General features: G+C 37.6%; 10 protein-coding genes. 4 read left to right on the top strand and 6 right to left on the bottom strand.

Annotated features, from left to right (window positions below; translation table 11 throughout):
* Positions 1-1,813: hypothetical protein (locus QZU45_RS10150; protein ID WP_295354960.1), on the top strand; the 1,813-nt coding region annotated here is incomplete at its 5' end.
* Between the two features lie 219 nt (positions 1,814-2,032).
* On the opposite strand, the gene QZU45_RS10145 is transcribed toward QZU45_RS10150, so the two are convergent.
* A complete protein-coding gene (locus QZU45_RS10145; RefSeq protein ID WP_295354957.1) occupies positions 2,033-3,379 on the bottom strand; it encodes a hypothetical protein in 1,347 nt (448 codons plus the stop codon).
* Between the two features lie 363 nt (positions 3,380-3,742).
* Positions 3,743-4,285 carry a PadR family transcriptional regulator gene (locus QZU45_RS10140; RefSeq protein WP_295354954.1) on the bottom strand — a complete coding sequence of 181 codons (543 nt, stop codon included), beginning with the start codon at positions 4,283-4,285 and terminating at the stop codon, positions 3,743-3,745.
* A 115-nt stretch (positions 4,286-4,400) separates the two neighbouring features.
* Between QZU45_RS10140 and QZU45_RS10135 the strand changes: the two genes are divergently transcribed.
* Together QZU45_RS10135 and uvrB are read left to right on the top strand one after the other, a co-directional pair.
* On the top strand, positions 4,401-4,961 hold the full coding sequence (locus QZU45_RS10135) for a phenolic acid decarboxylase (RefSeq protein WP_295354951.1): 561 nt from the start codon (positions 4,401-4,403) through the stop codon (positions 4,959-4,961).
* A 132-nt stretch (positions 4,962-5,093) separates the two neighbouring features.
* A complete protein-coding gene (uvrB, locus tag QZU45_RS10130) occupies positions 5,094-7,100 on the top strand; it encodes an excinuclease ABC subunit UvrB (RefSeq protein WP_295354948.1) in 2,007 nt (668 codons plus the stop codon).
* Positions 7,101-7,162: 62 nt separating this feature from the next.
* Here uvrB and QZU45_RS10125 read toward each other — a convergent pair whose 3' ends face one another.
* Positions 7,163-7,684: a hypothetical protein gene (locus QZU45_RS10125; protein WP_295354945.1), complete on the bottom strand. Its 522-nt coding sequence runs from the start codon at positions 7,682-7,684 to the stop codon at positions 7,163-7,165.
* Between the two features lie 501 nt (positions 7,685-8,185).
* Between QZU45_RS10125 and QZU45_RS10120 the strand changes: the two genes are divergently transcribed.
* Positions 8,186-8,989 carry an inositol monophosphatase family protein gene (locus tag QZU45_RS10120; RefSeq protein ID WP_074840577.1) on the top strand — a complete coding sequence of 268 codons (804 nt, stop codon included), beginning with the start codon at positions 8,186-8,188 and terminating at the stop codon, positions 8,987-8,989.
* Positions 8,990-9,082: 93 nt separating this feature from the next.
* On the opposite strand, the gene QZU45_RS10115 is transcribed toward QZU45_RS10120, so the two are convergent.
* The 3 genes from QZU45_RS10115 to QZU45_RS10105 form a co-directional block, all read right to left on the bottom strand.
* A complete protein-coding gene (locus QZU45_RS10115) occupies positions 9,083-10,282 on the bottom strand; it encodes an ATP-binding protein (protein ID WP_295354941.1) in 1,200 nt (399 codons plus the stop codon).
* 255 nt (positions 10,283-10,537) lie between these two features.
* Positions 10,538-11,236 (bottom strand): exonuclease domain-containing protein, encoded by a 699-nt coding sequence (locus tag QZU45_RS10110; protein WP_295354938.1) that lies wholly within the window; start codon positions 11,234-11,236, stop codon positions 10,538-10,540.
* On the bottom strand, positions 11,236-13,113 hold the full coding sequence (locus QZU45_RS10105; protein ID WP_295354936.1) for a DUF294 nucleotidyltransferase-like domain-containing protein: 1,878 nt from the start codon (positions 13,111-13,113) through the stop codon (positions 11,236-11,238). Before QZU45_RS10105 ends, QZU45_RS10110 begins: the two co-directional genes overlap by 1 nt.
* Positions 13,114-13,305: the final 192 nt, after the last annotated feature.

The following is a 13,305-nucleotide window of genomic DNA, read 5'->3' as shown; positions in this document are numbered from 1 at the left end:
GGCACTTAAAAATTCACTGAGAACTGTTCTTGATGCGCTGACAAATGAGTTGGTTTCTATTTCCAACTCTGAAGCTTTGGAAAGTCCAAAAATTACACCAATGTATGCGAAATATCTGAAATCTGCCCTATATGATGGAAAAGGAGTTCGTAACGATAAAACAATTGCAGATCTAAAGGTTCCTAAAGAGGTTTATCTTGAGCAAATAACCAGAGCAATAAAACCTAAAGACGAGGAAAAGGTATTATTTAAAGAAACATCCTCTTACCTGATTTCTCTTCTTGATCAGGACAACGATCTTGATAAGCTAATTATGAACGGTTTCGTGAAGCTCCTAAAAGGAGGGGATAATAAACTTCGTTCTCTTAATTCTGTTAAGGCAAAGATTGAAGGAATACAATCCAATCTGAATGAAGTTAAGGAGCTAAAAAATTCTTCTCCTAAACTGTATAAACAGATCATAGAAAATATAAAAGGGCTTAACGGACAAGCCTTCCCTGAAAATTGTATTAGCAAATGTATTGAACTTTCCAAGGAAATATCCTTAACTCCAATATTAAACGTAAATTCAGACTCATCTCAGCTTGAGCTTTATAATGCAGTAAGCTGTTTTTCCAATGCGATGGAGGATATATATTCTCAATCTGGTTTGGGAGCTCTAGGAACAGGAGGCGACGAACTGGCTGTATCAAAAGACCTTATTGCTACCTGTATCTTATCCCGTTTATCCTCTGAGCAGAGGGCAAATCTTTTCGGGGCAATTTCGTCCTCTAATTACGCTAAGCTTCATTCTTTCTGTTCCAAGACTTGTCTTGATTACACTTTTTTTAAGGGAGCAAAGGACGAAGCTAAAACCGGCGCTTCAATTATGACTGAAAATATGAAAGTTTTTCCTCTAATCAAGGGAATTGTGCAGCGTCAGATGGGGATGACGCCGGATCTTGAAATTCCTTACTATGATGGAGAGGTTTCCTTTAACAGCGAATATCGTTCTATTATTGATAATGTTCATAAACAGAGTATTGATTTTATTAAAAAACGAATCTCTTCATTTGTTGACAATAGAATTAAAGGAAATGCATCAGACTCTATAAAAAAGGAATTTATCAAGAGAATGGAGCAGCAGAGAAACCAAAACGAGCTTGCTGCTAATAACGTTTTCAAAGCTAAAACAAATTTTGAAGAGATCATCTCTCAGGAAGTAAAGAGTTCTCTTACTGATAGTATTTTTTCTTCAATAAAAACGAATTCTTTATTCAAGCAGAAGCTGAGTCAGGGGCTGTCGGTTACTCTTCCCGGCGGAAAGAAACTTTCGTCTGACTACGATACTGCCATGGATGAATTAAGCCAGCTGGTAATGAAGAATGATACTGCAAGTTTTGATGCTCTTAGTGAGAAAGACAAAAAGAAGGTTCTGATTGTATCATCTATGCTGTCACTGGAAAACGGTAAATCAATAGCAGATATGTTTATTTCTTCCTTTAATGAAGGACATAAGCATCCTCTCTTCAGTTATACCGGGATTGATGAGGAGCCTAATCTAAATAATGAATATTCGATTAGAATAAATGAGTTAGGTAAAATCGAAATCAGTGTTAATTCTCATATAGAGTTAAGTTCCTTCTCTTTACGAAAAAATAGAATCGAAGCAAGTCCCGACAGTTTTTTGAAAAACACTCTGAGGATTGCTTTGGATTATGATTCTCTGGACCAACTTTCGGATTTCGATTTTTCGAATGCAGATGATGAAGATTTTCTGTTTGAACCTGAAATTACAGCTGATGTTGAGCTAAGGCTTAATCGCAGCAGATAATCCTAATCTTCAATGTTCTGCTGATTTCAAAGTCTGAAAGAGGGATATTTTTTTCTACTAGATGCTGCCGTTATCTTTTGTCTTTATATAGGTGAGAATATAGCGGCATAGCAGATAATGACTTTAAGAAGTACACAAAAAGAATAAGCTCCACAAATATGGAGCTTAATTCTCATAACTGTAATTAGATAACGGTCATTAAGACCGTTATCCTCAAGATTAGTCAATTCCGACAATGTCTTTATAGAGAGGTTCAAGCATATTCTTGATATCTTCTTCAGTAATCTTACGTACCTCGATAATTCCCTTTACAACCTTAGGTTCGAATTCAAGATTGCCGGTTTTACCTCTAACAAGAGTTCCCATCTGAGCTTCCATTCCAAGCAGGGATTTATTCATTTCCTCCTGATAGAATTGGAAATCCTTATCAGGATATTTCGTGAAGAGAGTATTCAGCTCATTTTCAATTCGCTGTTTAAGTGTCTCCATGTTACTGTGGTGAATTATAGTTTCGTATTTTGTCTCAAGACTTCTGATTACACCGCCCTGAATCTTATCCTGTCTATATTCGAAGAAGTTTTTGCCTTTATCCTCCATGCAGGCACCAGGCTTTTGAGTAATATGCTTATTGAAATCCTCAATTTTGTCATTCATCAATGATTCGAAATAAGCATCAATTCCGTTCTTTACAAATGATTTGATTGTCGCTTCGATGTATTTTTTTACACCGTCGGCGCTCTTTGTCTCAGTTAAATTGACTCCACATCTCTTTGTATGAATCAGTTCTCCTCCTAGTCGCTCCCAGATCACGTCGGTGCCAAGCTCTTCAAGATTTGTTAAAGGCTTATAGCTTCCGCTATTAGGATCAAGATACTGAAGATGTGTTTTATCCTTAAAATCGGCAAGAACTTTTTCATCGTTATTTTTCAGTGCTTTTTCATACTCTGGATCAAGTCTTACCATTTTGTCAGCATCATTTTCCAGATAATCGAGGCATTTCTTCATATCTGTAAATAATTTTAGTGAAGGGTTATCTTTAAATAGCTCCCTTGTCTGCTTAACATTTAGCCCGGTTGTATCTGGAATATTAAGATTTTTAAAGATTACATTTAGTTTCTCTTTGTATGCCCCAACCGAGAATGACTTATTCTCGTAGTTCATTGTTTCGTTGACAATTGCTTTTATTCTGCGCTGGGTTAGAGGCTTTCCAGATGTTACTGTTCCGCCTTCTTCAGGAATTCCAAAATCTTCACGTTTAAATGATGGGCCTAATAATCCTTCGAGTTTATTCATGAACTCTTTTGAAAAGGTAATCTTTCCATAGGCATCTTTTCTCATTCCATCAATATCAAAAGCTTCACCTAATGATTTTAGAAACTGGGTTCTGGCTTCATTGTTTGCTGCCTGAGTTGATGATGAACGCATCCATCTGAAAATGTTGGAACTTGAGAATTCTTTTTTCTTTGTAATATTCTTATCGTCTGTAATGTTAACAATTGAATTATCACTGCCAAGATTTATATTGCTGAATTTTGCAAGGGATGCTGTATTTAATTCGTTTGGCATATTCATACCTCGTTGAAGAAATAAATTTTGCGACATTTTAGCTGTCTTTAAATGCATTTCTACTACGTTTTGAAAGTTATGCATTAACGGTCACACTTTTTTTTCTCAAGTAAACTGTGACGATTGTTTGATTTATATACAACTATCTCAACTGAGTCTTTGAATATTGAGAAAAAAACGAAAATAACATTGGGCTGTTAAGAAAAATTTTGTCTTTGTTTAATACACTATACATGGTCAAAAAATGTGATTATGATATGGTATAGCACATGGATTTTTGCGAGAGGATAGTGAGCAGACAGCAGGAAATTCATCTTCTGATGCTCTGCTTCTGCTTTTGTTGTAATTCTGAGAAAGATTGAATTATTGTCTGATGTTCTCTAAAGAATCAGAAAGCCATTTTGTATATTCTTCTTCTCTTTTTATTGCGTGATTTAGAATCAGATAATGTCCGTAATTCTGATCTTTCTCTATTTTAGAGAAAACCTCTTTCATTCTTTGGTTAAGGTGGGCAAGTTTCTCAAGATGAAGACCGTACTGGTTCTTTAGAAGCTGCTGTAATCTTCCATCTTTTTTATCTTTTATAAAATAAAGCTTTAAGACGAATTCGTCTTTATTTACAGCAAGTTCATTCTGAAAACTCTTTTCCCATTTTTCAAAACGTTCTTCTCCTAACGGAGTGATTTCATAATAGCTTTTCTCTATTTTTGAGCCAAAAAATCCTTTTGTAGAAGAAATCTCTTTTAACTCTGTTAAGCGTTTAAGTTCAAGGTAAATCTGGGAATGCTGAACTGACCAGAATTCACCAATTTCTGTTTCAAAATCTTTTTTTAATTCATAACCGGTTTTTTTTGTATCTCTAAGCAGACCGAGCAGAATCAGAGGTAACAGATTTTTTTGTGCCATAAAAAGATCCTTTGATCAGAGCAATTGACTTGAGAAAAATATAATATATAATTTATCAAAAATAAACATGTTAATAATTACATATAAATATTTACATGAAATGGAGAGGTTTATTATGCAAGGAAAAGTCAACGCAAATGAAATCAAGGAATTGAAGGACTTTATTGGTAAACACTTTATTTATACATACGATAACGGCTGGGAATATGAATGGTACTGCAAGAATGAGCATACCTGCTGCTACCGTATTCACGGAGGCATGGTAAAAGGAAGATGGGTCACTGACCAGGAGATAAATCTTTTTAAGATTGCTGATGGTATTTTTAAAATAACCTGGACTGAACCAACAGGAACCGATGTTGCTTTAGACTTTATGCCAGCACAGGGTAAAATCAATGGAGTTATTTTCTTCCCTAAATGGGTTAGCGAACATCCGGAGATTACAGTTTGCTACCAGAATAAGCATCTGGACAGAATGTATGAAGCAAGAGAGAAATACGAAACATATCCTAAGTACCTTGTTCCAGAGTTTGCAACAATCACTTATATTGGCGATGCTGGTGCTGATAATGATGATGTTATAAATGAGACTCCTTATGACGGAATGACTGACGACATAAGAAACGGAAAGTTCTATGATGAGAACTATCATCATGTATCCAGACGTCAGGCTTAGAAAGAATCTATCAAGAAATTTTATTATCAATTTCAATTCTAATAAGCTTCTTTTAGTGTTAGCATAAAACGAAAGTATTGATCCGCAGATGGCGGTTCTGCCATTCCAAATAATCTTGTCGGTTTGTGTTTTATGGATTTCAAGCTACATTCAGAGTTTAAGCCTACTGGTGACCAGCCTCAGGCGATAGAGGCGATTCGTAAGGGCTTTGAGCGAGGAGATAAGTTTCAGACTCTATTAGGCGTTACAGGTTCTGGTAAAACCTTTACCATGGCAAATATTATTGCCTCTTTGAACCGACCTACCATGATCCTATCTCACAACAAGACTCTTGCGGCTCAGCTTTACGGAGAGATGAAAGAGTTCTTCCCAGAAAATGCGGTGGAGTATTTCGTCTCTTATTACGATTATTATCAGCCTGAGGCTTATGTAGCGGCTTCTGATACCTATATTGAAAAGGATGCACAGGTAAATGATCATATCGATCAGATGAGACTTTCTGCCACCAAGGCTCTTATGGAGCGCAAGGATGTAATTGTTGTCTGCTCTGTATCTGCAATCTATGGTCTGGGTGAGCCTGAAACCTACCTGAAAATGATGCTCCATGTCTCAAGAGGAGAGTTCATTTCTCAGGAGCAGATTACAAGACGATTATCAGATCTTCAGTACACCAGAAACGATCTTGGCTTTGCCCGTTCAACCTTCAGAGTAAGAGGGGATGTTATTGATATTTATCCATCAGATTCTGATGGTTATGCAGTAAGAATTGAACTCTTTGATGAAGAGGTTGAGTCAATCAAAACCTTTGATCCTCTTACTGGAGAGATTAAGCAGGTCCTGCCACGAGTTACTATTTTCCCAAAGACTCATTACGTCACCCCAAAGAATATTCTTGATAATGCGGTTGAGCAGATTAAGGAAGAACTAAAGGACAGATGTCAGTATTTCCTGGATAACGGCAAGCTGCTTGAAGAGCAGAGAATCCGTGAGAGAACCACTTATGATATTGAGATGATCAATGAACTTGGATACTGCTCAGGTATTGAGAATTACTCAAGATATCTGACGGGAAGAAAGGAAGGCGAACCTCCTCCATGTCTGTTTGACTATCTTCCTGCAGATGGCCTTTTAATTATTGATGAGTCTCATGTAACTGTGCCTCAGATAGGTGCTATGTATAAAGGTGATTTTTCGAGAAAGGAAAGTCTTGTGAATTTCGGCTTTCGTCTTCCATCAGCCTTTGACAACAGACCGCTTAAATTTGACGAGTTCAGAAAACTCCAGCCAAAGACTCTTTATGTATCTGCAACTCCTGCTGAAATGGAGCTTAAGGAATCCTCGGATCCGATTATTGAGGTAAGACCTGTAGCCTCTCAGGTTGATGATGTCATGAGTGAGATCCGTGAACGTGCCAGAAAGAATGAGCGCGTTCTGGTTACGACTCTGACTAAGAAGATGGCAGAGGAGCTGACCGGTTATCTTTCTGAACATGATATACGTGTAAGGTATCTACACTCTGATATTGATACTGTAGAGCGCATGGAAATAATTCGCGATTTAAGACTTGGTGAATTTGATGCTCTGGTTGGTATTAACCTGTTGCGTGAAGGTCTGGATATGCCTGAAGTTTCTCTGGTCGCAATTCTAGATGCTGATAAGGAAGGTTTCCTTCGTTCTACAAGATCTCTGATTCAGACCGTCGGACGTGCCGCCAGAAATATTAACGGTAAAGCAATCTTCTATGCCGACAAGATTACTCCTTCTATGCAGGAAACCATAGATGTAACCCAGAGGCGACGTGAAATTCAGGAAAAATACAATAAAGACCACGGCATTGTTCCTAAACAGATTGAAAAGAAGATTCTGGATATAATGGAAGTTGCGATCAGTGATACCAGCTCCTTCAAGGTCCCTGAGGAAGATAGAAAGAGACCAATGTCCAGAAAGGAATGGGAGAAGAAGAATTCTGTTCACAGAATGACTGCCAAGGAAATCACCTCAAGAATCAAGGTTCTAACCGACAAGATGGTTGAACTTGCAAGAGAGCTTAAGTTTGAGGAAGCTGCTGCTCTGCGTGATGAGATTGCTGATCTGAAACAGGCTCTGATTCTGATGCCAGGACTTGAGGATAAGAATTAGTAATACAGGAGCATATTGCTGAAACACTCCTGTTTGGTTATAGAGTGTTTCAGCAGAGTAACTTACTGATTTTTCTGATAAGTTTTTGTCAGAACATCCAGCATAAACTCAAGCACGTTTTTCAGATCCTCTTCATCAAGCTCTGCGTCAGTATCAACTCTAGAAACCTCAGAGATGGTTGCAAGATCTGCCAGCAGATCTTTATCCTTAATTTTTTCCATTGTTCCGTCAGTTGCATTGATGCTTAGTCCGAGGGTCAGGCCGTAGGATAAATCTGCCAGAACCTGAAGTCTGGTTTTCTTATCGACAGATGAGTCTGGCATTGCTAAAAGATCTTCATCTGCATTCTCAAGCTTTGATTCTGAATCCATAGCAAGATTAGTCATGGCTGCTACCACTGCTCCTGGTAGAGGTTCTCCGTCGTTCAAAAGATTTGAAAAGATGGAGTTGAATACTCTGTTGCCTGGAGTAATTCCTTTGGCCATTGCTCCGAGCATCAGGGCATACCACTGAAAATGACCGTCATTAATGCCAGCCTCTGTTAAATCAGACTTTACCTTTGAATATAAATCTTTATCTGCCATAATTTCTCTCAACTTCTATGAATGGTCAAAAAGACAATGTTGTCTTGCTTTAATGACCGCTGACAATTTCGTTTAGAACACAAAGACCGATATAAAATACCGCACCTGTTCCTACATATAAGGTAGTAGGCGATACCTTTGTTATCCTCTGTGTTATTTTTTCTCTGTTTCTACTATTGCCGGTTTTAAAAGTTCTGTTCTGTCCGGATCATCCGGTACTTTGTGTGAGGTCACACAGCCTATAACAAAACTCAGACACAAAACTAACGCAGTGTTTGTTTTAGTTCTCTGCTGTAACCAAAAAAAAATCTAAACACCGAAAAATGCTTATTAAGCTGTTTTATTAAACAAAAAAGAGTTAAGAAACAGAATGTAATGTAATTTTTTTTAATAAATTCAAATTTTTTAAAAATTATATTATAATTAGTCAAAATTTTTTAGCACCAATGTGGGAAAAATCCTCAGTTCGGTGTATCGCTTTTTCAAAAATGGAATTTAAAAATGCATCCAATGCTTAACATTGCAGTTCGTGCTGCACGTGCTGCTGGAAATTTAATTGCACGCAATATTGGCCAGCAAGATACTTTTGAAGTTGCAACAAAGAATAAAGATGATTTGGTTACAAGCATTGATAAACAGTGTGAAAAAGTAATTGTTGACACTTTATTAAAGGCTTTCCGAGACCATGGCATTATTGCTGAAGAAGGTGGTGTTCAGGGTAACCCTGATTCAGAATACCAGTGGATTATTGATCCAATCGACGGTACCACAAACTTCGTTCAGGGTATCGGTCACTGCGCAGTATCAATTGCCTTAAGACACAATGGCAAGACTGAAATTGGTGTTGTATTTGATCCAATGTTAAACGAGATGTTCACTGCAGCTCGTGGAAGTGGAGCATTTTTAAATGGCCGCAGAATCCGTGTTGGTTCACGTGATTCTTTAGATGGTGCTATTATAGGTACCGCATTCCCAACAAGATACCGTGACAGAATGCACGCTTATCTTGAACTATTCTCCCGTTTAATTTCAAACTGTGCTGATGTACGCCGTATGGGTGCAGCTAGCTTAGATCTGTGCTACGTAGCCTGTGGTCGTTTTGACGGTTACCTAGAGCAGGGATTAAAGGCATGGGATTTCTCGGCAGGTGATCTGATTCTGCGTGAAGCAGGTGGCATTGTTACCGACTTTATGGGCGAGCCTAACTATGTTAAGAGCGGAAACGTTGTATCGGGTAATCCTAAGGTTCTAAGAGCTCTTCTTCAGGTTTGTGACGTTCAGAACCTACCTGCAATTCTAAAATAATTCCTCAAAGTATATTGCGCCTGAAAAGGCGCAATTCTCAAATCCTTTTCATTATCTTGTCTTGTTATTTAATTAAAAAGACGAGCTCGATAGTTACCAGTCTTCACGTAAAAGAAAATTCCTGATATTCTCGTGAATAATACCGTTTCGACTGAAATCATAATCATCAAGAGAAAGTACATATTTTGGATAGTTGTCTCTAATTTTGCTATAGACTCCAAATTCTCTTTCTACAGTTTTTTCATCTGCAAGAAGGTATGCTACCTGAATATACATTTTTATTTCGTTTTTTTCTGCAACGAAATCTATTTCAAGATTACCTATTTTCCCAACTGAAACTTTATAACCGCGACGTAAAAGCTCAATACAGACGATATTTTCAAGGAGCTGCCCGACATCTCCTTGCTTATTACCTAATAGAGCTTCTCTGAGACCATGATCTGCAACATAGTATTTTTCATTTATAGTCAGTAATTTTTTTCCTTGAAGATCCATTCTTGGGATTTTATTAATAATGAATGCGGACGTACATGCTTTAAGGTGATTAAGGATTGTATCGTTGGACTGTTTACGATTCTCGCTTTTTAGAAACTTGGCGATACTTGCTGCACTAAATGGATTTCCAATGTTGCTAAAAGCAAACATAAGAATTCTTTCCAATAAATCAGTATCTCTGATACTGTTTCTTTGAATGATATCCTTTAAAAGTACAGAGTTATATACATCCTGAAGATATTGTCTGGACGGCTCTTTCATATAGGACAGATTTACAAGAAAAGGCATTCCTCCCAGCAATATATACTGCTGGAATTCTTTTGTACTGTCAGAAGTCTCTCGTGCAAGAAGATACTCATGATAAGAGAAAGGATAGATATTAAACTGAACGTATCTTCCTGCAAGATATGTCGCCATCTCACTAGATAGCAGTTTTGCATTCGAGCCTGTAATATAGATATCAATGTTCATTGAAATTCGTAATGAATTGATAATCTGCTCCCAGTTAGCTACTTCCTGAATTTCATCGAGAAAAAGATAAATCTTACCTTTTATATTTATAGATTTTTCTTTTACCCAGTCATTAAGTTTAAAATGCTCTCTTAATTCTATATAGTTAATATCTTCGAAATTGACTGAGAGGATCTGCTCAGCTTCCACACCTCTTTTAAGTAATTCCTCTTTAATCAACTCCATCATTACCGATTTACCAGAACGGCGAAGTCCGGTAAGAACTTTGACGAGGTCTGTATCTATAAAGGGAATAATTTTCTTTAAATAAGAATTTCGTTTAATCATTTTGCAACTCTTCTAAAGAATAAATCTATACTACTATATTAGTATAATTATATGTAATTTACAAAAAATACTAGTATATTGAAATCTTTTTAAAGTAATTTAATTTTATACATGTATGCTGAAACCTTTTATATATTTTTAAAAATATTCTAGTATACTAGTACAAATATTTAAGCAAAAAAAAAGCGCATAACTGGGCGCAATTTTACAATCTTCATAAAAAAACAGGCTTGTTATTTCTGAACTTGCCTAGAATTATGATCTTTCTGCAACAGGTCCTACGGTAGCTCGTTTATTTCCAAACAGATCTTTAAGCTGAGCTAAGAACACTTCAGCTGTTGCAAGGGAGTCAACCAGTGCATTATGGGCTTCGTAGGCGGGAAATCCTCGTTTTTCGCGGATAGATACCAGTCTTACATCCGGATTAGGTTCGCTTCGTCTTAGATTTCTTTCAATTGACATTGTGTCAAAGACAATAAAAGGCAGAGGATCTTTTTCCTCAAGCCCTAAAGTCTTTTTAATGAAATTCATTTCAATGTATTTGCAGTGAACAAGAACGATACCGCCAGAGATTTTATCTAACAGTTCAATTACGGCCACAAGCGGATCTTTTCCGTCAATCAGCTGTTCTGGAGTGATCTGATTGATAATTGCAGAGTCTTTCTTTATGTATTTTGAATTGTTTACAAAATAGTGGAAAGAGGTGTTAAAGTCGATGGAGTTTTTTACCAGACCAATTCCTCCTATTGAGAGGATGTAATTGTCTTTTGGATCAACTCCTGTGGTTTCAAAATCGATGGAGGTGAATTTGCATTCATCAATAAAGCTATCTGAAGCAGGAAGCTCCCTTTCATAAAAAGGCCTTATTTCATCTGTGCATCTGGATGAAGACAGAAATTTCCTGCACTGTTTACGGTGTTTCTCAATCCTGTCAAATAGCTTTAAGATTTCCATTATAGAACTCCACGTCCACCAGAGAATCTGAACAGAGCACCCTTCTGATGCTTGGCAATAATCTGGAATGCATCTCTTAAGTGATTTCTTTCAAATTGGCTCAGATCATTTGGAACGATATTGTTTGAGAGTTTCTCTCCGTTCTTCATGGCTTTGAGCTGATGGTTGAATCTTACGCTGTTGAGGAAAGTATAGGCCTCAGAAAGCTCTTTGTACTCTTCTTCTTTCAACAGTTCAGCTTTAACAGCAGCTTTAAGTCTCTCGTAGGTATCAGTAGTGTCTGACTGTGCACAGATACCGTAGAGTCTGGCCATCTCAATAATCAGGTTGATAGCCTGTTTCTTGATGTTAAGGTAAGGCTTGTTATCTCCATCCTTTGTCAGCACAAACTGCCTGAATGTTCCAACTGGAGGGGATACTGCTGCAGAGATATTCATAAGCGTTGCCATAAAGCGGCTATTGTTTTTTGCTGTTTCAATCAGATGCATACGCAGCTGTTTAACTAAAAGAGTGTGACCGTAAAGGCATCTCATATCCAGAAATACTGAACTTGAGAGAATCGCATCCTGATCGGTATCAGAAATCCATTTTGTGTAATAGGATTTCCAGGTATCAAGACTTGCCACCCAGCGAGGATTTGAGGCCATGAAATTACCGTCACATAAAGGATACCCGCACTTATCCAGATTCTCGGTTACAAATTTTGCAAGCTTAACGAAGTATTCACGCTGTTCTTCATTAAGTTCGGTCTTGGTAATGATGCAGTTGTCCTGATCGGACAGGAACTGAACTTCTGAACGGGCCTGAGAACCTGCAGCCACGAACGCGTAATCAACAGGTGCTCTACCTAACTTTTCTTCTGCAATTCTGACAAAGGCCTGAGCAAAGTTATCTGCAATATGGCTCATAACCTTCTGAATGGTGTGTGGCTTTACGTTGGTGGTTACCAGCGTCTCAAAGATTTCTTGCTTCTGCTTGGACAGAGCAATAATCTTTTCAACATCTTTTGCTGTCTGCAGTTCCTGACACAGATAAACTGTCTGCAGCTGTGAATTCTGCAGAAGACTGGTTGTTGAAACAGTACCGATAACCTTGTTGTTCTTCATGACAGGAATGTTTTTGATATCGTACATTACCATCATTTCAAGAGCATCGTATACAGACTGATTTGCATCGATGGTCATGAGATTTCTTGTCATGATTTCATTGATAGGGGAGTTGATATCCATGCTCTTAGCAACGGCCTTAAGGGTGATATCTGATTTTGTTACTACTCCTTTTATTTCATCATAGTCTATTACTACAGCCATATCTGTATTGTGTTCACCAAGTTTTATGGCTGTATCCACAATGCTGGTTCTGGAGGTGACTATTGCAAGATCGTGATTGCAGACAGAATCAATTGATTTAAATGTAGAGGATTGTTTTTCCTCTTCAGAGATTTCGTCTGCATAGTTGTGAGACGAGGATAGACGGACCCATTCCTTGGAGTCGAAATAATCTCCAACGGCTTTGTTCTTTTCAATCAGATAATGCAAAACAGTTCTTGGAAGCAGATAGAGAAGGGTATTTTCTAGGAATACAGCCTTGTAGTCACTCTTGCCTTCCTTATCCATCTGAGTGAAACCGAATGTGTCTCCAACACTGAATCTGCCGCGAAGAGAGCCGTCATTCTTATATCTAGTTTCCACAACACCAGCTCTTACCATGAACAGACCAGCTCCAGCCAGAGTTTCATCCTCTAGTACATCACCTGGGGAATGATAGGTGATCTGAATCTTGGTTGCTGTTGCATCTTTCTCAAGTTCGCTTAACTGCGAGAAAGGGTATGTTTTGGAGATGAATTCGTATATATTCGGTAATAAAGACTTATCCATGGTAGTCCCTCATTAAACTATGAGTTAAGTCTAATGCAAAATAAAAATACTTTCTTAAACAGGGTTCGTGTTTCCAAGAAAAACATAAGTTTGTCATACACGGGATCTTAAATACTATATGGGTAATTAGCTGATTAATTTAGAAAAGATATCGATCTAAAAAGATGAGGCTTCAAAGAAGCGGTTGTTCAT

The sequence above is a fragment of the uncultured Succinivibrio sp. genome, from assembly GCF_902756765.1.
Taxonomy (GTDB): domain Bacteria; phylum Pseudomonadota; class Gammaproteobacteria; order Enterobacterales; family Succinivibrionaceae; genus Succinivibrio.
The sequence above is the reverse complement of the archived record's forward strand: the minus strand, read 5'-3'. Positions and strand labels throughout refer to the sequence as shown.

Coding starts and splice junctions, on each gene's coding strand:
- QZU45_RS10145 (WP_295354957.1), bottom strand. CDS start 3,379: ATGCCAAACGAATTAAATACAGCATCCCTTGCAAAATTCAGCAATATA.
- QZU45_RS10140 (WP_295354954.1), bottom strand. CDS start 4,285: ATGGCACAAAAAAATCTGTTACCTCTGATTCTGCTCGGTCTGCTTAGA.
- QZU45_RS10135 (WP_295354951.1), top strand. CDS start 4,401: ATGCAAGGAAAAGTCAACGCAAATGAAATCAAGGAATTGAAGGACTTT.
- uvrB (WP_295354948.1), top strand. CDS start 5,094: ATGGATTTCAAGCTACATTCAGAGTTTAAGCCTACTGGTGACCAGCCT.
- QZU45_RS10125 (WP_295354945.1), bottom strand. CDS start 7,684: ATGGCAGATAAAGATTTATATTCAAAGGTAAAGTCTGATTTAACAGAG.
- QZU45_RS10120 (WP_074840577.1), top strand. CDS start 8,186: ATGCATCCAATGCTTAACATTGCAGTTCGTGCTGCACGTGCTGCTGGA.
- QZU45_RS10115 (WP_295354941.1), bottom strand. CDS start 10,282: ATGATTAAACGAAATTCTTATTTAAAGAAAATTATTCCCTTTATAGAT.
- QZU45_RS10110 (WP_295354938.1), bottom strand. CDS start 11,236: ATGGAAATCTTAAAGCTATTTGACAGGATTGAGAAACACCGTAAACAG.
- QZU45_RS10105 (WP_295354936.1), bottom strand. CDS start 13,113: ATGGATAAGTCTTTATTACCGAATATATACGAATTCATCTCCAAAACA.